This window comes from Massilia antarctica (assembly GCF_015689335.1).
GTDB lineage: Bacteria > Pseudomonadota > Gammaproteobacteria > Burkholderiales > Burkholderiaceae_D > Telluria_A > Telluria_A antarctica.
Genome location: NZ_CP065053.1, coordinates 3388700 through 3408044, shown reverse-complemented (window position 1 = coordinate 3408044; position 19345 = coordinate 3388700). Strand labels below are relative to the sequence as shown.

Here is a 19345-nt window from a genome sequence, read left to right as displayed (position 1 = left end):
TTCGTGTGCTGAACGCGTGCTGACCATGCGCCGAATGTGTGCTGACCATGCGCCGGATGTGTGCGAAATGACTGACCGGCGCAACCGCAGCCGCAGGCGCAACCGCAACCGCAGCCGCAACCGCAGCTGCAACGGCAACTGCAGCCGCAACGGCAACCGCAGCCGCAGGGTGTGACCGATCCGTCCCGTCGTTGCCGCGCACCCTACGCTTTTCAGCGACGATCGCGGTCCGGGTGAAGCCTCGAGCGGCGCCGTCGCAAGGTCGAGCGCCATTGCCTGGGGCATGAGCACCCTCACTCCGACCCGACATTCTGCGCCGCATCGGCGCGCTGGCGAAGCACCGCTTCCGCCGCCTTCTTGCCGGCGATGAAAGCGTGGTCGGAGTTGTAGTATTCCCATTCGCTGTAGCGTCCCGCCAGCACGATGTCGTAGCGCGCCAGCCATGCCTTGACTCTTGCCACATTGGCCGCGCGCGCATGGTCGTAGACCACATACGCATAGGGCATGTCGACCAGATTGGCGGTAATGATGCGGTCATCCGGCCTGAGCATGGTGACCTTGACGCAATCTTCGATGCAACGGTCGATCAACGCCTGGCCATCAAGCGGCAAGGGCTTCCACGGCGAATAGGAGATCTCGCAGGTCAGTCCGAATCCACCGGGCGGGTTGCAGTGAGGACTGGCGTTTCCCTGGACGAAAATCCGGTGGAAAATCGTGTCTTCCGGATAGTAGATCCAGTGCTTGTCGCTGATGTTTTCGCGCGCCACGCCAAGGTTGACGCAACGGACCGATAAATGACGCAAGCCAGCGGCCGCTTCGCGTACATCGCGCGGCGCCTCGCTGCCGATCAGCTTGATCAGTTCCGGCAAGGGCATCGTGCTGATTAGGTGATCGTAGCGGTAGCGGCTGCCGTCGGCCATCACCAGCACGTGCTCGCGCGGCAGCAGCTGGGCCGCCTCGGCCTGCATGTCAATCCGGCCCTTGATATGCGGCAGGAAACCGGACATCAAGGCCTGAAAACCACCGGAGAGCGGGTAGCCGAAGCGCGCGTTCGGCCCCATCGGCTTGGCGACCGGTTCCAGCGCGCCCTCGATGATTTCTTCGAGGTCGGGCAGCGGCACCCTGCCCCCGAGCCAGGAAGTTTCCATCTCGCTCAGAGGAACGGTCCACAGCTTCTTGTTGTACGGGATGGCGAAGTGCTCGGCGATCCCGCGGCCCCAGACCTTGTAAATGAATTCCTCGAAATTCTGGCTCTCGCGCGTGCGCGGCGCCATGCTGGCGCTGCCGTGCGCGAGCTCGACGCTACCGTCCGCGCAGCAGTCTTCCACCGGCTTGACGGCACAGGGCGGCGCCGCGCTTGCCCCGTTGATGCTACCGAAACGCGCTTCGATCGCACCGATGATGCATTCGGTGATGACCTTCGGCGGCAAGCCATACAGGGCGCCCTGGAAGGGATAGCGCGTGTACACCTGCTTGCTGTAGACCCAGGCTTCGCGGTTTTGCCAGTGCAGGTTAGGGCCGAGCAGCATCTCATACAGCGACAGCACGTAGGGATCGTTGGAAAACATGATGTGGCCGGCATGGTCGAAGGTGAAGCCCTGGTCATGGATCGAGCGGCACCAGCCGCCGACGCTCGCGTTCTTGTCGAGCAGCACCGCGCCCTCGCCCAGGTGATACGCCGCCGACAGACCCGTGGGACCGGCGCCGATGATGACCGTCTGCACTTTCTGGCCCCCGCTCGGCGAGCGCAAGGGGTTGACCGTGGCCCCGGTCCCGGTGCCGCCGCCTTTGCCTGTGCCGCCGGCCTTGGCGCCGGCGGCCGGGCCCGCGTTGCCCGCATTGCCGGCGCCGCTGAAGCGGCTCGTGCTGCGCCCGGGTTTCGTCTCCGCCAGCAAGCGGCGCATGGCGTTCACCGTGACATCCCACGAGGTGCCGGCCACGATGGCGCGCATGGTGGCGCCCATGGCGGCGCGCCGTTCGGGCGTCATCGCCAGCGCTGCCTCGCACGCCGCCAGGAAGCCGTCCGCATCGCGCGCGATCGCGACCACGTGGCCGTACGGACGGGCGACGTCGGCAATGCCAGTGCTGACGATGGGCAGTTCGGCGGCCATGTATTCGAGCACCTTGGTCGGGCTGATGAAACGGGTGGCATCGTTCAGGGCAAATGGCAGCAGGCACACGTCCCAGCCGGCCAGCAGGCCAGGCAGCGCTTCGTACGGCTGCTGCCCCAGGTAATGGATGTTGGGTCGCTGCGGCAGGCTGGCGGGGTCGATTTTCATGACCGGCCCGACCATCACCAGTTGCCAGTCGGGATGGGCGTCGGCCAGGGTGGCGATCAGGGGGGCGTCGAAGCGTTCGTCGATCACCCCGTAAAAGCCGAGGCGCGGCGCGCCGATGCCGGCCTGCAGCGGATGGCTGTTGTGGCGCTCGAGCGCACGCTCGAAGTGGCGCACGTCTACGCTGCTGGGAAAGCAGTGCGCATTGGTGTGGCGCGCGCGCTTGGCCTGATACAGGCTCGGTCCGCCGGCAAATACCAGATCGGCCAGGTTCAGCAGCGCCGTTTCGCGCTGCAGGAGCTGGCGCGGAGGATTCTTGAAGGCCGCCAGCTCGTCCATGCAGTCGTACACCACCAGCCCCGCATGCAATTCCTGCAGCAGCGGCAAGGCCATCGGCGTGTAAAACCAGACGATGGGTTGCTCGCCGGGCTCGACCAGGCCGGCCAGCATCGGTTGCAGCAGGCGGATCTGGTCGTCGTGAAAGCCCGGCGCATGCACCGGCGTGTGCGGCCGGTACACGGTCACATTCGGAACCGGGGTCGATTGCTCCATGTAGCTGTCGCCATCATCGTGCACGGGCTCCTCGATGAAGAGGATGCGGAAATATTGTGCCAGCCGCGACAGCAACTGCTGCGGCCGCTGGTAAACAAAATCCCAGCGCAGGTGGCAAAAAACGATGATCGTCGACATGCTATCTCCTTTCGCCCATCGCGGGCATACGTTGGCAAAGTGGTGTGTCCTGCTGACCCGCGGCGCCGTCCCGCGCGGGTGGGTGCGAGCGGCTGGTCAGTCAATTCCCGGGTAGCATTCCTCCTTCGCATCGTCGTTGCGCGTGGCCGCGCTGATCAGTTCGAGCGGGATCTTGGGCGTGCGGTCGGCGCACAGCAGGCCGTTCGCTTCCTGGAAAGTGTCGCTGAACTGGGTGTAGCAAAAGCCGCTGAACATGGTCGTGGTGTTGACCACCGTCAGCAGGCGCCGGTACAGGTCGAGAAAACTGTCCGCGGTGTGGGCGCGCGAGTAACCCCAGGTGCGCGCGCCGCCGTTGTGCTTGTCGAAGGCGACGCCGCCGAATTCGGTCAGCACGATGGGCTGGCCCCGGTGCGGAAAACCATCGAGCGTAAGGATGCGTCCGCCCGGACGGCGCTGGTCGAACAGGGTGCGCGTCGCTTCGCTGGTGGTGTAGCGCGCCGCCAGCCGGTCGGGATTGCAGTCATAGTCGTGGATGCCGAGGATGTCGGTGGCCGACGCTTCCCAGCCATCGTTGCCGATCACCGGGCGGGTCGCGTCGAGCGTGCGGGTCAGGTGGTACAGGGCTTCGACCGCGTTGCGGTGGGCCTGGGTCAGTGTCAGGTTGGGCACGCCCCAGGATTCGTTGAAGGCAACCCAGACGATGACGCACGGGTGGCTGTAATCGCGTTCGATCGCCTCGGTCCACTCGCGCACCATGCGCGTGATGGCCTTGGGACTGAAACGGTAGGCCGACGGCATTTCTTCCCATACAAGCAGGCCGAGCCGGTCGGCCCAGTACAGGTAGCGCGGGTCTTCGATTTTCTGGTGCTTGCGCACCCCGTTAAACCCCATGGCCCTGGCCAGCTCCACGTCGCGCTTGAGCGCCGCGTCCGACGGCGCCGTCAGCAGCGATTCGGGCCAGTAGCCCTGGTCGAGCACCAGCCGCAACGCGTAGGCGCGGCCATTCAACATGAAGCGGTCGCGGTTGATCGCCACCGAGCGCAGCGCCGTGTAGGAATGCACCATGTCGAGCACCTTGCCCCGGTGGTGCAGGCTCACCTCGGCGGTGAGCAGGGTGGGACGCTCCGGGCTCCACAGCAGCTCGTTGCGCGAATCGTCGATGCCGGGATCGGACAAGGAGATCTTGCGGTTAGCCTCGTTACCGAGCAGCTTGTAGTGGTCGTCGGCCAGCAGGTTGGCGCCATGCCAGATCTTGACCTCGACAAACAGGTCTTCCGTGATGTCGCCGGTGGCAAAGATTTCGCAGCCGATTTCGTAGGTCTCGAAAATCGGCGTCCAGCGCAGGCTCTGGATGTAGGTCGACGCCACCTGCTCGATCCACACCGTCTGCCAGATGCCGGTGGTGCGCGGATACCAGATCGAGTGCGCTTCGAGCAGCCAGTCCTGCTTGCCGCGCGGCTTGGCCAGGTCGTGCGGGTCATCCTCGACGCACACCGTCACGAGCTGGGTTCCCTCCTCCCTGAGCACGCCGCTGATATCGGCCGAAAACGGCGTGTGCCCGCCCTCGTGCTCGGCCACCAGGTGCTGGTTGACCCAGACCTTGGCGCGGTAGTCGACCGCGCCGAAATGCAGCAAGGTGTGGCCCGCGTGCGGGGCCAGATGGAAGGCGCGTTCGTACCAGCACAGCGTGTGGAAGAGCGTGTCGCCGATGCCGCTGGCGCGCGACTCCGGCGCGAACGGCACCTCGATCTGGTGCGTCCACTTGGTCGCGCCATCGGGCATGCGGCAGCGCCGTTCATCGTCGAACATGAAGTTCCACGGCCCGTTCAGGCTGATCCAATGCGCGCGCACGAGCTGCGGCCGCGGGTACTCGAATTGATTCATTGATGCTCCTCGTCATGGGCTTGCAACGGCGTCGGCCGTCGGCGCGGCGCAAGGCTGCGCGACGCAGCAGGCCAGGCAGCAGGGGCGCTCCATGCCGCCAACGACTAGCGCGATCGCGATCACGGCACGGATGCTAGCACGCCAATTTTGCGCATTTTCACACCCCGAAAAAGCAAGATTTCTAGGTGAAAATGGCTTGTAACCAGTAGCGTTCAATCAGATTGAACGCAAAGATTTTTCTGAGAGGGAGAAGGAATGTGGTTGACGTGGCGACGTCAATTCCGGTTACATAACGTAGGCTGCTGCCTACATCAGAAACCGGTGTTTTTACGGGTGCGAACGAAACGGACACGCGGACCCGGCGCGCGCGGGCTACTGCGCGCCGGGTCGCCCGCCTACCCTTATTTGGCCAGTTCAGCCATGACGGCCGTGTACATTTGCAGGTTCAGCATGAGCTGCTTGTCGGTGATGAACTCATGTTCGGAGTGACCCGAATACACGGCGCCCGGCATGGCCGGGCCGAAGCTGACCGCGTTCGGGAACAGGCGCGAGTTGGTGCCGCCGCCGATGGAAATCGGGCGCGGATTCTTGATGCCGGTGTAATAGGAAAACACGGACAGCAAGGTCGGCACCTGGGGCGCGCTTTTCTGCAGCCACGGTTCCGTGATCTCGACCTTCACATCGGCCAATGCGATGCGCCGCGCCTGCCACCGGGTCAGCGCCTCATTCACTTCGCCGGTCAGCTGTTCGGTGCTCTTGCCTTGCGGACGGCGCAGGTTCACGTGCAGCGAAATCCCGGCGTCACCCTGTTTGATGACGGTCGGCGCCACGGTCATCGGCCCCATGAATTTATCGCGGTAAGCGATATTGCCGAATTTTTCGCCGTACATGCCGGTCCCGATCAGGTCGTTGAGCAGGTTGACCATGGCGCCGGCCGTGGTGTTCGGCCACGGCTGGCCACTGAGCGCATCGGCCAGCATGCTGATCGCGTTGACGCCGTCTTCCGGCTTGGACGAATGCGCCGACAAGCCTTGCGCCTTGATCAGCAACTGCTTGCCCTGGCGGCTGAAGCTATAGCGCATGCCGCCCTGGGCGGCGGCGCGCTGGCGGATGGCCGCTTCCAGTTGCGCCGAGGCGTCCTCGATGGCGGCGCTGGCGTCTTCCGGAATCTGGCTGCCGAAAAAGCCGCCGCCGAAGGCGACCAGCGTCGCCGTACCGGCCGGCGCCGGGGCCTGTGGCGGCACCGTCACCGTGATCGTGCCGTAGCCCTTCTCGGCCGTGACCACCGGATACTCGGCGTCGAGCGTGATGTTCACCTGGGGCGGCTGGTGCGTCTTGAGAAACTCGGTCAGCGGCCCCCAGTCCGATTCCTCGGCCATGTAGACATACAGTTCCAGCCGTTTCGACAGCGCCAGCTTGCTATCCTTGATCGCCTTCATCGCGTACAGGGCGGTCGCGATCGGTCCCTTGTCGTCCTCGGTGCCGCGCCCGATCAGGCGCCCGGCCTCGCTCGTCTTGTCCAGCTCGAAGGGCGATTTTTTCCACTTGGACGGATCGACCGGCTGGATATCGCCGTGCGTGATGATGCCGACCCGCTCGCTGCCGCTGCCCAGGCCGATGACCATCACATAGCCATGGTCGGTGTAATCGAAGCCGAGCCGCTCGGCCTCGCTCTTGAGGTAGCTTTTGAAACCGAGGTGCTGCGGATTGCGCTCGAACGGCACCGTGGTGTCGGCGACCGTATTGAAGCTGACCATCTTCGCCAGGCTGTCGGTCAGCGCCGAGCGATAGGTCGCGGCCGCATGGGCAGCCGCGCGCAAGGCCGCCTCCCCCGGTGCTTGCGGGGGAGCGGCGCCGGCGGCGCTGCTCAGGCAACACAGCAGGCTGGCGAGGACAAACGAGTGGCGCATGATGACGATCCTGGACGTTGAGTTTGCGTAACGTCAAAGTCTATCACCGCCGGCCCTGCGGCGCAGGCCGGGGCCCGCAGTGGCAAGGTCAGGCCCAAGGGCGCGGCCCAGGAGCCGCAAGCGGACGCCGCAAGCGGACGCCGCAAGCGGACGCCGCAAGCGGACGCCGCAAGCGGACGCCGCAAGCGCACTTCGCAAGCGAACGCCGCAAGCGGGCGCCGCAAGCGGGCGCCGCAAGCGGACGCCGCAAGCGGGCGCCGCAAGCGGACGCCGCTAATGCTGGCGCGCGGCCATCTTGCTCAGCAGGTAAATCCCGTACAGCGAGGCGATGCCGACCAGCGCATACACCAGGCGCGACCAGGTGGTGCGATCGCCGAACAGTGCCGCCACCAGGTCGAACTCGAAGGCGCCGACCAGGCCCCAGTTGATGCCGCCGACGATCATCAAGACCATCGCCGCCCAGTCGAGGGCGGAAAAGTGGGTCGAATGCGCGGCGCCGGCGTTGCGGCGTTCCGGGATGTGGCGGCGTTCGTTTGCGGGTGCGTTCATTGTTGCCATTATTGCCTCCTTGTGGTCTCCACCAACATGGTGGCGTCCCGGTAGGACCGCAAACGGGGGCATAAAGTTTTCGCCGTCGCGCAGGCCGACGCCGCGCGCGCCGCGCTTGAGGTATGGTGAGGGACGCAACCACCATCGAAGGAGTGAGCCCATGAGCGAAAAAAGCATCAAGCGCCTGCACCCAGCGCAACGCGACGATATCGGCGACCTGCTGACCCAGCGTCCGCTGCCGGGCCCGTACGCCGACCAGATCGATCCCTTCCTGTTCCTCAATCACCACGGACCGCAGCATTACCCGCCGGGCAACCGCGGCCTGCCGTTCGGGCCGCATCCGCACCGCGGTTTCGAGACCGTCACCTTCATCGTCGACGGCACCCTGATGCACAAGGATAGCGCCGGCCACGAGAGCGTGATCGGCGCCGGCGGCGTGCAATGGATGACCGCGGGCAGCGGCATCGTGCATGCCGAAGTGTCGCCGCTGGCGTTTCGCGAGCAAGGCGGGCAGCTCGAAATCCTGCAATTGTGGATCAACCTGCCGGGGCGCCTGAAAATGAGCGCGCCGGCCTACACCGGACTGCAGCGGGGCGACATTCCGACCATCGGCCTCGATTCCGGCAAGGTCGACCTGCACCTGATCGCCGGCCAGTGGAATGGCATCGAAGGCCCGGTGCATTCGCTCACCGGCGTGTTCATGAGCACGGTGGCGATGCGCGCCGGCGGCCAGTTGCGCGTGCCGGACCTGCGCGCGCGCAATGTCTTCCTGTACGTGGTGCGCGGCGCCATCGACATCAACGGCGACCGCGCCGACGCCTTTCATCTGGCCGAACTGAACGACGAAGGCGACACCCTCGCCATCCGCGCCGAAACCGATGCCCTGCTGATCCTCGGCCACGCCACGCCGATCGGCGAGCCGGTGGTGTCGCACGGACCGTTCGTGATGAATACGCGCGAGGAAATCCAGAGCGCCATCGCCGACTTCGAAGCCGGCCGTTTCCAGAGCCTGCGCTAAGGCTGAAGGAGCGCCTCGGTCGACAGCACCAAGGTCTCCTTGATCTCCTCCATCACCACATAACTCTTCGACTGTGCCGCGCCCGGTAACTGCAGCAGCATGTCGCCGAGCAGCTTGCGGTACTCGGCCATCTCGTGGATGCGCGCCTTGATCAGGTAATCGAAGTCGCCCGACACCAGATGGCATTCCTGCACCTCGGGAATGCGCAGCACCTCGCGCCGGAACTGCTCGAAGGCCGAGGCCGACTTCTGGTTCAAGGTGATTTCCACGAACACCAGCAGCTTCGCGCCCAGCGCGGCCGGATCGACGCGCGCGTAATAGCCGCTGATCACGCCATCGCGCTCCATGCGCTTGACCCGCTCGATGCAGGGCGTGACCGACAGGCCGACCCGCTCGCCCAAATCCTTCATGGAAATGCGGCCCTCGTGTTGCAGGATGCGCAGGATGTGGCGGTCGAGCTTATCGAGGCTGCGGCTCGATTCTTTAACGATACGCATGAAATTCCACTAAATAAGTGCAGTTATACGTGAACAAAGACTGGTTGAAACCCAATAATATAGCGGAAATTCTTGCACCCTCACTTTATCTTCCGGAGAAACCATGCGTGTCGTCATCTTGGGCAGCGGCGTTATCGGCGTGACCACTGCTTACTACCTGGCCAAGGCCGGCCACGACGTCACCGTGCTCGACCGCCAGCCCGGTCCGGCGCTGGAAACGAGCTTCGCCAACGCGGGCCAGATTTCGCCCGGCTACGCCTCGCCGTGGGCCGCGCCCGGGATTCCCCTCAAGGCCATGAAATGGATGCTGCAGCGCCACGCGCCGCTCTCCATCACACCAGACGGCACCACCTTCCAGCTCAAATGGATGTGGGACATGCTGCGCAACTGCACGGCCGACCGTTACGCGGTCAACAAGGAACGCATGGTGCGCCTGGCCGAGTACAGCCGCGACTGTTTCAAGACCCTGCGCGAAGAAGCCGGCATCAGCTACGAAAGCCGGCAGCGCGGCACCATGCAACTGTTCCGCACCGAACAGCAGTTCGCCAGCGCGGAAAAAGACATCAAGGTGCTGCAGGATTCCGGCGTGCCCTACGAACTACTCACGCGCGAGCAGCTCGGCCAGGCCGAGCCGGCGCTGGCGCTGGTCAAGGACAAGCTGGTCGGCGCCCTGCGCCTGCCGAACGACGAGACTGGCGACTGCCAGCTGTTCACCACCCGCCTGGCCGCGATGGCAGAAGCGCTGGGCGTGCGCTTTCGCTACAACGTCGCCATCGACCGCCTGGCGGTGACGGGCAACGCCATCAGCGGCGTGCATTGCGGCGACGAACTGGTGCAGGGCGACGCCTATGTGGTCGCGCTCGGCGCGCACTCGACGGCGCTGCTCAAATCGATCGTCGACATTCCCGTGTACCCGATGAAAGGCTACTCGATCACCGTGCCGATCACCGATGCCAGCAAGGCGCCGGTCTCGACCATTTTGGACGAGAGCTACAAGATTGCCGTGACCCGTTTCGACGACCGCATCCGCGTCGGCGGCATGGCCGAGATTGCCGGCTTCGACCAGCGCCTCAATCCGCGCCGGCGCGCCACCTTGGAAATGGTGGTCAACGACCTGTTTCCGGGTGCTGGCGACAGCGCGCGCGCCTCGTTCTGGACCGGGCTGCGGCCGATGACGCCGGACGGCACCCCGATCGTCGGGCGCACCGCGCTGGGCAATCTGTTCCTCAACACCGGGCACGGCACCTTGGGCTGGACCATGTCGTGCGGCTCGGCGCAGATGCTGGCCGACCTGATGTCGGCCAAGCGCCCGGCGATCCGCTTCGACGACCTCTCGGCCGGCCGCTACCAGGGTCGCGGCAGCGATGCCCGCCTCGACCTCGCCAACGCCTGACACCAAAACTCCTACTACAGCAGTAAAACAGCCTACAACCGGGGTCTGACCTCTGATTAGAAACTTTTTCTCGTTGCTAAACAGAAGTCAGCCCCGTCTATCCTCCGATCCGCCTCGACCAGCGATCTGCCAACCGCAACCATGGCGTCGGCACCCTCCCCGCCAACACCTGACATCAAAATTCCTACGACAGCAGTGAAACAGCTTACAACCGGGGGGCTGACCTCCGATTCGCAACATTTTTATTGCTAATCAGAGGTCAGACCCCTTGGGTGTTATTGCTAATCAGAGGTCAGACCCCGGTGGTATTTTTGTTGCTAATCAGAGGTCAGACCCCGGTGGTATTTTTATTGCTAATCAGAGGTCAGACCCCTTGGGTGCTTGGGTGGAATGTGCAATATTTTTGTTGCTGATTAGAGCTCTGACCCCGGTTGTAGGCGTTTTGGGCTCAGCCGTAGGAATCGACTCGTTGTAAAACGTAAACACACATGCCGTCAGTAAATTTTCCGCCGCGCATCTATGTTATTCTTTGACTACTGTTCGTGCACCGGATAACTGTCCGGTACACCCTGATTCAGCGCCCGCACCCAGACAGAACGTCCATCGCATGCGATGGCCGCTTGTGCGGAGCGAAAACTCTCTTTCATCCGACCGCGCAGCGTTTGCGCGCGCGGTCCTTTGTCCAGGAAAAAAATGAATAAGAAACTCTCATGGATGTTAGCAGCCGCTAGCCTCGCGCTTGCCGGCAGTGTCAACGCAAGCACGATCGTGATCGAATCGGCTTCCGCCACCCCATCCGGCCTCTTGTCCGACGCGGCGGCCTATCGCAGCGCCGTCGACGGTGCGCTCCAGGGCGCCACCTACGCGAAAACCAGCGTCGATTCGTATAACAACATCACCCACGCCAGCCTGTTCGGCGGCAACAGTAATTTCGCGCTCAAGTCGACCATCAGCTTCGGCGTCAGCGAAGCCAACGCCGGCGTGTGGCAGTTCCGCGCCGGGGTCGATTTCGGCTTCGGCGGCGCGCTGTTCCTCAATGGCGTGGCGCTCGATTCGAAGAGCCACGATATGTGGTGGGACGGCCAGTACAGCAATCCTTCGCAGTATTTCAATGCCACGGTGAACCTGGCCGCCGGCAACCACACCCTGACCATTTATGGCTTCGAGGGATGCTGCGATGGCGGCCAGCAAGCGCAGTTCCTGGCGCCAGCCGGCACATTCACCAGCTTCAGCACGAAGGATAATCTCGTCAGCGCGGTTCCGGAACCGGAAACCTATGCCATGTTCCTGACCGGCATGGCCATGCTGGGCTTCGTCACCCGCCGCCGCAATCGTCCGGCAAAAATCAGCGCCTGACCACAGGCCGGGAGGTCCACTGCGACCTCCCGGCCTGTCCCTCACTCCACCGTAATCGGCAAGTCGCGTCCGTTGATCGCTTCGTTGCCGACGTAATCAGCCGCGACAATGCGGATCAGGTAGTCGCCCGGCGCCAGAGCGGCCGGGTCCCATGCTCCAATTTTGGCCACGCCGTCGCGCACGGTATTGGTCACCACATACAAAAACCGCGTCCTTGCGCTGCCGTACACGGTGATGCCGCTGTTGTCGGCGTACGCCAGCTTCACGCTTTCCGGGTCCGGCGGCAGCTTGTTGAATTCGATATTGATCAGCGGCTGCTCGAATCCGGCCAGCGGCGTGCCATCGGCCCGCAGCACCTGGTAGCCGGCCTTGTACAGGCCCAGCTTGCGCCGCGCGGCGTTGCCGTCGGCCTGGTCGTAGGCGTCGACCACGATTCCCAACGGCCCCGCGCCGCGCGCCACCATTACCCGCTTGCCCGGCTTGCGTGCCAATGCCTTCCCGGCCGCGTCGACCAGCTCGACCTTGTCGATGCGCGGCGCCACCTGGTCGCTGAAGCCCGTAAACGGCAGGATCAGCGGATTGGCCTCCGCCCCGCCCGGCTGGTACACGAGGTGCACATGGAACATGCGGTTGACCGTGCCGAGCGCGTCGCCCACGTGGAAACGGGTGCCACGCTTGATCCGCACGCGCGCCGCCTTGCCTTTTTCATCGTCGAGCATGGTGAAGCGCGCCGCATCGAGCGGCGCATCCTTGACCGTGCGTCCGACCCGCATGTGGATGTAGGCCATGCTGTCGACGCTCATGCCTTCGCCGACCTCACCGAAGGCCCAGTTGGGCACCGGGCTGCTGACTTTTTCGTCGGCCACCGCCAGCACCGGCACACCCATGTCGGCCTGGACATCGAGGCCGCTGTGAAAGTGATGCCGGCTTTCGCCGCCGTAACTGCCACGTACTTCGCCCATCGTACCCACTACTTCATGGCGCTGGTCCTGCGGCTTGAACGGCCAGGGAAAGTGCCCGGCCGCGGCGGCGGCCGCGGGCGATGCCGCCGCCGCGACGGGCGCGGCCGCTCCCGACCCTGCCGGCCCCGGCGCGCTGCCCGTGGCAAGCAGCGCCGGCGCCTTGGGCGCGAGCACTGCCGTCGCGCCATCGCGGCGCGGCGAAACGCGGTGCACGGTGCGCTTCACGGCATCGGCCACGTACAGCGCGCCCATCCGGTCGACCGCGATCGCACTCGGCCGGCTAAAGCGCAGCGACTTGTCGTCGCCGATCTCGATGTCGACGCCAATCCCGGTCAGGCCGCGCAAGCTGCCGTCGGGACTGACCTGCAGGATGCGTCCGCGCCAGATATCGCCCACGTACAGAAAACCGTCATGCGTGAGCGCCAGGCCCACAGGGCGGCGCAGCAGCGGTTTTTCGGCGTCTTCCGGAGCAATCGCCAGGGTGCTCACCTGCCCGTCCGGCGCCAGCTTGCGCAGCGCGCCGTTGCTGGTATCGGCCACATACAGGTTGCCCCTGGCATCGACCACAACCGAGGTGGGCGTGTCGAAGCGGGCCTCGGCGGCCGTTCCGTCGACATAGCCGGGCGCACCGCCGGCGACGGTGCCGACCGTACCGTCGGGCGCAATCTTGCGGATGCGGTCGTTGTAGGTGTCGGCCACATACACCACGCCGGCCTTGTCGACCGCCACGCCGACCGGTCCGTTGAACTGGGCCTCGCCCGCCTTGCCGTCGCGGTAGCCGCCCACGCCAGTTCCGCCGATGGTGCTGACCACGCCATATGGCGTGATCTTGCGGATCGCATTGTTGCCGGTATCGGCGATGAACAGGTTGCCGGCGCTGTCGATGGCCATGCCGGACGGCGTGTGAAACCCGGCGCCGGCGCCGGTACCGTCGGCAAAGCCTTCGGGCCCGCCGGCCAGGGTGGAGACGACGCCCTCGGGCGTGATTTTGCGGATGCGGTTGTTCTCGCCCGCATCGGCCACGTAGACGTTGCCGTCGCGGTCGATCACCAGGCCGAAGGGATCGGAAAAGCGTGCCTGCGCCGCGGCGCCCTCGACGAACCCGGCGCTGCCGCTGCTGCCGGCCACGGTGCCGATGCTCACCGGCCAGCCCAGCACGGTCGGCTGCGCTTCGATGCCGGCCAGGGCCGCCACCTTGCGCACCGCCGGCTGCTTGAAGGGTTGCAGCGCGATCCAGATACCCAAGGCGATGACGCCGACGGCCGCCGCGATCAGCAGCGGCTTCTTGTATTTACCATTCAAGCTTGTCACCTGGCTCAGCATGTTCAAAACCCGAAGCTTACCTCATCATCAAGTACACTAGGTGCCGGCCGGATGACCGGCTTTTTTTCCGATCGGAGTTCCATGGATACCTCGACCCGGCTGGCGTGCGCGCTGGCCTTTGCCGTCTGCCAGGCGGCCCACGCCGCCGGCGCGCCCCCGGCCACCCTGGAGCGCCTGCACGTGGCCAGCGCCCTCACGCTACCCCAATCGTTCACCTTCGGCGTGGAAGGGCCGGCGGTCGATGCCGCCGGGAATGTGTACGCGGTCAATTTCGCGCGCCAGCAAACCATCGGCAAGGTCAAGCCGAACGGCGAGGCCACGGTGTTCGCGACCCTGCCCGGCACCAGCATCGGCAACGGCATCCGCTTCGGACCGGATGGCGCGATGTTCGTGGCCGACTATGTGGAACACACGATTTACCGCATCGACCCGGCCAGCGGCGCCATCACCGTGCATGCGCGCGAGGCCGCCATGAGCCAGCCGAACGACCTGGCCATCACGGCCGGCGGTGTCATCTACGCGAGCGATCCGGACTGGAAGAACAATACGGGGAGGGTGTGGCGCATCGATCCGGACGGCAAGGTCACGCTCGCGGCCGACCAGCTCGGCACGGCGAACGGCATCGATGTCAGCCCGGACGGGCGCACCCTGTATGTGAACGAGAGCGTGCAGCGCTATATCTGGGCCTTTACGATCGCGCCCGACGGCAGCTTGGGCGGCAAGCGCCGCATCGCCAGCTTTACCGATTTTGCGCTCGACGGCATGCGCGTCGATGTCGATGGCAACCTGTACGTCACGCGCATCGGCAAAGGCACGGTGGTCAAGCTGTCGCCGCGGGGCCGCCTCCTGGCCGAGATCGCCCTGCCCGGCAAGAAGCCAAGCAATATCAGTTTCGGTGGACCGGATGGACGCACCGCCTACGTGACCGAGGTGGAAAATGGGCAGCTGCTGCAATTTCGGGTAGCGCGTCCGGGGCTGGAATGGCAGCGGCGCCAGGCCGGCGGGGTCAAGCCGGCGCAGTAAGCGCGATGCGGGCCCCGCGAGAACGGGCGTGTGCGTTTGGCGCGCGCCCGGCGCGCTCTGGCAACCGGATGCCGGCATTGCGGCAAGCGCAGGCCGGGAGTGCAATCATGGCGCTGCGATGCGCGCCGGGGTGCCGCGCAAGGTGAACAGCTCGTGCGGACGCCCTGCGCCTTATGGGGGCAACGGCGGCAAGTCCGGGCGCGACGGGTCGCACTGGCACCGCGGGCCCGCCTGCGGGTTGACGCTGCCGCCGCATTCGCCGTATTTGTGCAGGAAGCTCTCGTACGCCGGGTCCGGCGCCGCAAAGCGCGCCTGGCTCGCCGGTGTTGTGGGCAAGCCCGGCCAGCAGGCCGCTGCCATCACCAGGGTGGCGTCGATATCGCCGGCCTGGATCTTGCCCAGCACGCCCAATCCCCGCAACACTTCCACGGCAATCAGTTCCTGCGTTTCGGCACAGAAGTCGGTCAGGCCCATGCGCGCGCCGTACTCTGCCCATATATCGCGCGTGATCCGGTACAGGCCGGCGGCAGTGCCCTTGCCGTCGTGGCCGGGACCGGGATGGGTGGAGAAGTCGGTGAAGCGCCACGGGTCGTTGCGCCGGCCTCGGATGGCGCCATCGAGAAAATCGACGCCACCGCCGAGGCTGTGGCACATCGCGCGCAGGAAGGCGCGGATGTTGGGCTGCTTGAGGTAGACCCGGTTTTCTTCAAGCCGGCATGCTTTCTCAAGCCGGATGCGCACCGCCTTCGCTTCGGCTTCGGCGGCCGGCGTGGTGCTCAGGCGCGCACGGTGGTGCAGGACAGCGCCGGACGGCGAAATGAGGGTCGGGCTCATGCTGCTTCCTAGACATAGATTTCGACGGATTCGGGCACCGCGGTCGTCGACAGCAAGTGCGTATGGCCGTTGCGGTCCGAGGTGCCGAATTCGAGTTGTCCGCTGGCGCGCACCACCGCGTATTCCTTGTGCACCAGCGGGTCGCCGGTTTCTTCGTCGAGCAGCACGAAGCGCTCGTTGAAGCTGGGGCCGCGCGGCGTGCCGCGCGCGCCGTAGGACGGCTCGCTGTTGCCGGTATTGGACAGGGCGCGGCCGGTATCCTTGAGCACCTGGCTGCGCATGATCTGCACCGGCAGCAGCTTGGGCGCAGGCGTGCAGCGGCAGGTGCACAAATCGTTTTCGAGCGCGACGTGCTTGCCGTCGGACATTTCAGGAATGCGCGGGCCGACGCACAGGATGCGCCCGGTCGCCTTGCATGCGGGACAGGCCACCAGGTCGCCTTCGAGTGCGATGGGCACGCCGTTGATGCAGCCGCTGCCGCTGGCCGACACGACCCTGCCGCCGGCGGTGGTGGTGGCCCCGAGGGTAATGGTGTAGCGCCTCATTGCGGCAGGCTCCGCATGGCTGGACGGCGGCTGGCTCCTGCGGGAACAACGGGATGGGAGGGTAGTTTCATGGCTCTTCCTTTGCGACGGCATAAACAAGCTGGCGTTAGCGGCACCGGGGCGCCTGACATATGCCAAGGTTACGTTTCGACGCTCCCGCAGGTTTGACATCGCTCAAGCAAACCCTTGGTAGCTAGCAGGCTGTACAGGGGCTGCAACGAGCGTTCATCCGTCTCCGGCCTGCCGCCTGGCTGCAAGCGCCGCGCAAACGCTGCCAGCATGTCAAGGTCGCCGCTCGCGGCCAGAGGCGCGCGCACCGGCGCCACGGGAATACAGGCGTGCTGCCTGCACACCATTTGCAGGGACAAGCTGCGCACCGTGCGCAAGGCATCCACGAGCGCCGCCAGTGCGCCCCCATCCTGCGCCGGGCGCCAGATGCAGCCAGGCGGTCAACGCCCCGGCCCGGCCGCGCCGTTCCGCCAGTGACCGCCCGGCCGGCAGCGGCGCAGGCGTCGGAACCAACGCCCAGGCACCCGTTCGTCAATGAAGGCGAATGGCGGTCCTCAGTTTTTTTTCTCGTTCGTCAGGGCCAGGTCTTGCATCGCCTCGATGGCCTCGCCTGCGCTCACCTCTTCGATATTGGTGCGCCCGCCAAAGCTCGATGCGCCCATCCAGGTCTTGAAATAAATCACTTTCGGCGTACCGATGGTCACCTTGATCTTGCGCTCGCCCGGATACATGACCGAAGGGATGGTGATCTCGCAGTCGCCGGCCGGCAGGTCCGCATAGAACATACCGCCTGGAATCGATTCCCCGACCTTGCTTCCGCACGCAAAAATATCGGGCCGCATGCCGGCGCCGAAGGACGAATATTCGCGGTAGAAGAATACGCGGCCGGCATTGTCGGCCACGGCGGGAAGGGTATTTTCCACCGTGGCAAATTTCGGGCCGCTGGCGGCGCATGCCGTCAGGAACACGGCCACACTGGCGCAGGCCAGGGGTTTTACGAAGCGATCGAACATGGTTATTTTTTCTTTTGTCGGGATAAGGAGGCGCTATTCTGACCTGTTTTCGGCGATTCGAGAAGGCAGCCAGCGCCGCTTGCCAGCCCAGGCGCGCCTATTTGTTCGTCACGCCGGGGATATCGCGGGTCGGGCGCGCGAACTTGCCCTTCAGTTCGTCGGTGCCCGCTTGCGGCCTGGCCAGTTTGACCAGATCGGCGCGCTCCTTGCGCGTTGTCGCGGTATCGAGCTTCATGCGACGGTCGCGCTCTTCGACCAGGCCCGGCTGCGCTTCGCCGTCGCGGTTGAAGGACCAGGCCAGCATCGGTTCGCCCAGCGGCAGCTTGTCCTTGGGCTGGCCCATGTGGCCGGTATTCCATACGTGCCAGGTCTTGCCGTAGCTGTTCATCTTGGACTTCATCAGCGCTTTTTCGGCGAGCTTGGGAATGCCGGGCGCCATCAGCTGGCCGCTGAGGATTTCACCGTTGTGCGGGTGCCAGAATGTCTTTTCGTCGGCGGGCAAGGTGGCGAACAGGGTCTCGGAAATGATGTACTCGACGCCGTGCATATTGGCTTTTTTGGTATTGCTGTCGAACAGGACGCACTGGGCGAAATCCTCGTTCATCTGGTGGCAATAATGATGCGCTTCCATCTGCTGTTCGGGATGGTCCTTCATGGGATGAAAACCGAGCAGATAGATATCGAAACCGGCGACCGGGCTATTGCTTTGCAAGAGTTTGGCGCCGGCTTCGAGCGCAAGCGTCCTGGGTGCCTTGGCGGCCCCGGGCGGCGTTTGGGGAGGCGCCACTTTTTCTTGCGCCCAGCCTGGGGACAGTGAAAGCAGCAGGGCTGCCATCGCCATGGAAAGATGCGTGCGTGTCATGAAAGCGCTCCCGGAAAGAGTGATGGCGTGGAGGTTCCCACGCCGTTTCACTGATACGGTAGCGCAGCGGCGCGCTTTGCGCCACGCGTTACGGGTGCGACACAATCTGCCGGAGGTACCGTCCGGCTCGCATTCATCAGCCCCTGGCAAGCTTGACCAGCTCCACGCGACGGTTCTTTGCACGGGCTTCATCGCTGCTGTTGTCGGTCAGCGGTTTTTCGGCACCGTAACCCGCCGCGCTCAGGCGGGTGCCGTCGATGCCATCGCTCACCAAGGCCCGCACCACGGCCTGCGCGCGTTCGCGCGACAAGGTCACGTTGCGGGCTTTGTCGCCCACGTTGTCGGTGTGGCCTTCAACCGACAAATTCAGCGCGCTTTCCTTTTTCATCAGCGCAGCGATTTCATCGACCGCCGGCTTGCCATCAGCGCGGATGGCGGCCTTGTCGGTGTCGAAGTTGATGTACAGCGCGACATGGCCATTGCTGTCAAGTTCAGACTTCATGTCGGCGGCGGTCACGACCTTCAGCGAGGAAGCGGTCTGTTTTTCTTCGACGGAAATGATATCCACATCTGTGTCGCTCACCATCACGACGATCCATTTGCGGCCGGTCGCGGTCGGCAGGAAGTACACCTCATAGGAATAGGTGTGAAACTCGTAGCCCAGCTTTTTATCGAGCTCGGTTTGATCGTCGCCATTGGCCGCCAGGAACGCGGTGTCGTGCGGCTTGGCGGTATTGACCTTGATACCCCCCATGTTCAGCGCCGCCTGGGTGTAATCGCGCTGGGCCTGGAATTGGGAGATCTTGGCATTGTCCAGAGCGAAGGAGATTTTACGGACACGCCCTTCGACCGCATGCAATTTATCGCCGACGATGACATGCACCTGGTCGAAATCGGATTCCTTGGTGCTGTAAGTCTTTTTATCGACGCTTGGCGGGTAATCGACAAACGGGAACGGTGGCACCGGCTTGGCGAGGACCGCGATCTTGTCGAGGTCGACAGCGGCTGCAGCGCTGGCCGCGGCCGGTGCTGCAACCGGCGCCTCTGCCGGTGTGGCGGCCGCTTGCGGCCCGCTCGCCGCCGCGCTTGCCACTGGTGCCTGCACCGGGTTGACCGGTGCTTTCGGCTTGCATCCGCTGACGGCAAAGGCGAGCGAGATCGACAGGCAAAGAGCGGCGTTGAGGTGTTTGGTCATGTCGTG

The 19345-nt window shown here is 64.7% G+C and carries 16 protein-coding genes; 5 read left to right on the top strand and 11 right to left on the bottom strand.

Translation table 11 applies throughout. From position 1 onward, the window contains the following. Positions 1–293: 293 nt before the first annotated feature. The 4 genes from IV454_RS15335 to IV454_RS15320 form a co-directional block, all read right to left on the bottom strand. Entirely contained in the window at positions 294–2966 is a 2673-nt protein-coding gene (locus IV454_RS15335; RefSeq protein ID WP_206092135.1) for an NAD(P)-binding protein, read from the bottom strand. A 96-nt stretch (positions 2967–3062) separates the two neighbouring features. Next, positions 3063–4850, bottom strand: a complete 1788-nt coding sequence (locus IV454_RS15330) for a glycoside hydrolase family 2 TIM barrel-domain containing protein (RefSeq protein WP_206092134.1) — start codon at positions 4848–4850, stop codon at positions 3063–3065. A 401-nt stretch (positions 4851–5251) separates the two neighbouring features. Continuing rightward, on the bottom strand, positions 5252–6760 hold the full coding sequence (locus IV454_RS15325) for a dipeptidase (RefSeq protein WP_206092133.1): 1509 nt from the start codon (positions 6758–6760) through the stop codon (positions 5252–5254). A gap of 273 nt (positions 6761–7033) precedes the next feature. Continuing rightward, the gene (locus IV454_RS15320) at positions 7034–7318 is read right to left on the bottom strand and encodes a DUF378 domain-containing protein (RefSeq protein ID WP_206092132.1); all 285 of its coding nucleotides are present in this window, start codon (positions 7316–7318) and stop codon (positions 7034–7036) included. 151 nt (positions 7319–7469) lie between these two features. Between IV454_RS15320 and IV454_RS15315 the strand changes: the two genes are divergently transcribed. Next, entirely contained in the window at positions 7470–8327 is an 858-nt protein-coding gene (locus IV454_RS15315) for a pirin family protein (RefSeq protein WP_206092131.1), read from the top strand. Here IV454_RS15315 and IV454_RS15310 read toward each other — a convergent pair. Then, on the bottom strand, positions 8324–8824 hold the full coding sequence (locus IV454_RS15310) for an Lrp/AsnC ligand binding domain-containing protein (RefSeq protein ID WP_206092130.1): 501 nt from the start codon (positions 8822–8824) through the stop codon (positions 8324–8326). The genes IV454_RS15315 and IV454_RS15310 overlap by 4 nt on opposite strands. Before the next feature lie 103 nt (positions 8825–8927). On the opposite strand from IV454_RS15310, the gene IV454_RS15305 reads away from it, so the two are divergent. After that, positions 8928–10217 carry a D-amino acid dehydrogenase gene (locus IV454_RS15305; RefSeq protein ID WP_206092129.1) on the top strand — a complete coding sequence of 430 codons (1290 nt, stop codon included), beginning with the start codon at positions 8928–8930 and terminating at the stop codon, positions 10215–10217. Between the two features lie 693 nt (positions 10218–10910). Further along, on the top strand, positions 10911–11573 hold the full coding sequence (locus IV454_RS15300) for a CCXG family PEP-CTERM protein (protein WP_229522262.1): 663 nt from the start codon (positions 10911–10913) through the stop codon (positions 11571–11573). A 41-nt stretch (positions 11574–11614) separates the two neighbouring features. Here the strand turns inward: IV454_RS15300 and IV454_RS15295 are convergent, their stop codons facing one another. Then, the gene (locus tag IV454_RS15295; protein ID WP_229522261.1) at positions 11615–13837 is read right to left on the bottom strand and encodes an NHL repeat-containing protein; all 2223 of its coding nucleotides are present in this window, start codon (positions 13835–13837) and stop codon (positions 11615–11617) included. Positions 13838–13939: 102 nt separating this feature from the next. On the opposite strand from IV454_RS15295, the gene IV454_RS15290 reads away from it, so the two are divergent. Then, the gene (locus IV454_RS15290) at positions 13940–14881 is read left to right on the top strand and encodes an SMP-30/gluconolactonase/LRE family protein (protein WP_206092127.1); all 942 of its coding nucleotides are present in this window, start codon (positions 13940–13942) and stop codon (positions 14879–14881) included. Between the two features lie 171 nt (positions 14882–15052). Here the strand turns inward: IV454_RS15290 and IV454_RS15285 are convergent, their stop codons facing one another. Together IV454_RS15285 and IV454_RS32830 are read right to left on the bottom strand one after the other, a co-directional pair. After that, on the bottom strand, positions 15053–15715 hold the full coding sequence (locus tag IV454_RS15285; protein WP_206092126.1) for a lysozyme family protein: 663 nt from the start codon (positions 15713–15715) through the stop codon (positions 15053–15055). Positions 15716–15723: 8 nt separating this feature from the next. After that, positions 15724–16260 (bottom strand): PAAR domain-containing protein, encoded by a 537-nt coding sequence (locus IV454_RS32830; protein ID WP_229522260.1) that lies wholly within the window; start codon positions 16258–16260, stop codon positions 15724–15726. 279 nt (positions 16261–16539) lie between these two features. Between IV454_RS32830 and IV454_RS15275 the strand changes: the two genes are divergently transcribed. Then, positions 16540–16746, top strand: coding sequence for a hypothetical protein (locus IV454_RS15275; RefSeq protein ID WP_206092125.1), 207 nt, complete (start codon positions 16540–16542; stop codon positions 16744–16746). Positions 16747–16823: 77 nt separating this feature from the next. Here IV454_RS15275 and IV454_RS15270 read toward each other — a convergent pair whose 3' ends face one another. From IV454_RS15270 to IV454_RS15260, 3 genes are all read right to left on the bottom strand, one after another. Beyond that, complete coding sequence (locus IV454_RS15270) at positions 16824–17282, bottom strand: hypothetical protein (protein ID WP_054266749.1); 459 nt, start codon at positions 17280–17282, stop codon at positions 16824–16826. A 97-nt stretch (positions 17283–17379) separates the two neighbouring features. Further along, complete coding sequence (locus IV454_RS15265; protein WP_206092124.1) at positions 17380–18144, bottom strand: OBAP family protein; 765 nt, start codon at positions 18142–18144, stop codon at positions 17380–17382. A gap of 136 nt (positions 18145–18280) precedes the next feature. Further along, positions 18281–19339, bottom strand: coding sequence for an OmpA family protein (locus tag IV454_RS15260; protein WP_206092123.1), 1059 nt, complete (start codon positions 19337–19339; stop codon positions 18281–18283). Positions 19340–19345: the final 6 nt, after the last annotated feature.

Bases quoted from the DNA above. Each gene is read 5' to 3' on its own strand.
- IV454_RS15325 (WP_206092133.1), bottom strand. From the start codon at position 6,760: ATGCGCCACTCGTTTGTCCTCGCCAGCCTGCTGTGTTGCCTGAGCAGC.
- IV454_RS15260 (WP_206092123.1), bottom strand. From the start codon at position 19,339: ATGACCAAACACCTCAACGCCGCTCTTTGCCTGTCGATCTCGCTCGCC.
- IV454_RS15320 (WP_206092132.1), bottom strand. From the start codon at position 7,318: ATGGCAACAATGAACGCACCCGCAAACGAACGCCGCCACATCCCGGAA.
- IV454_RS15330 (WP_206092134.1), bottom strand. From the start codon at position 4,850: ATGAATCAATTCGAGTACCCGCGGCCGCAGCTCGTGCGCGCGCATTGG.
- IV454_RS15305 (WP_206092129.1), top strand. From the start codon at position 8,928: ATGCGTGTCGTCATCTTGGGCAGCGGCGTTATCGGCGTGACCACTGCT.
- IV454_RS15265 (WP_206092124.1), bottom strand. From the start codon at position 18,144: ATGACACGCACGCATCTTTCCATGGCGATGGCAGCCCTGCTGCTTTCA.
- IV454_RS15275 (WP_206092125.1), top strand. From the start codon at position 16,540: ATGTCAAGGTCGCCGCTCGCGGCCAGAGGCGCGCGCACCGGCGCCACG.
- IV454_RS15270 (WP_054266749.1), bottom strand. From the start codon at position 17,282: ATGTTCGATCGCTTCGTAAAACCCCTGGCCTGCGCCAGTGTGGCCGTG.
- IV454_RS15310 (WP_206092130.1), bottom strand. From the start codon at position 8,824: ATGCGTATCGTTAAAGAATCGAGCCGCAGCCTCGATAAGCTCGACCGC.
- IV454_RS15335 (WP_206092135.1), bottom strand. From the start codon at position 2,966: ATGTCGACGATCATCGTTTTTTGCCACCTGCGCTGGGATTTTGTTTAC.
- IV454_RS15285 (WP_206092126.1), bottom strand. From the start codon at position 15,715: ATGAGCCCGACCCTCATTTCGCCGTCCGGCGCTGTCCTGCACCACCGT.
- IV454_RS15315 (WP_206092131.1), top strand. From the start codon at position 7,470: ATGAGCGAAAAAAGCATCAAGCGCCTGCACCCAGCGCAACGCGACGAT.
- IV454_RS15290 (WP_206092127.1), top strand. From the start codon at position 13,940: ATGGATACCTCGACCCGGCTGGCGTGCGCGCTGGCCTTTGCCGTCTGC.
- IV454_RS15300 (WP_229522262.1), top strand. From the start codon at position 10,911: ATGAATAAGAAACTCTCATGGATGTTAGCAGCCGCTAGCCTCGCGCTT.
- IV454_RS32830 (WP_229522260.1), bottom strand. From the start codon at position 16,260: ATGAGGCGCTACACCATTACCCTCGGGGCCACCACCACCGCCGGCGGC.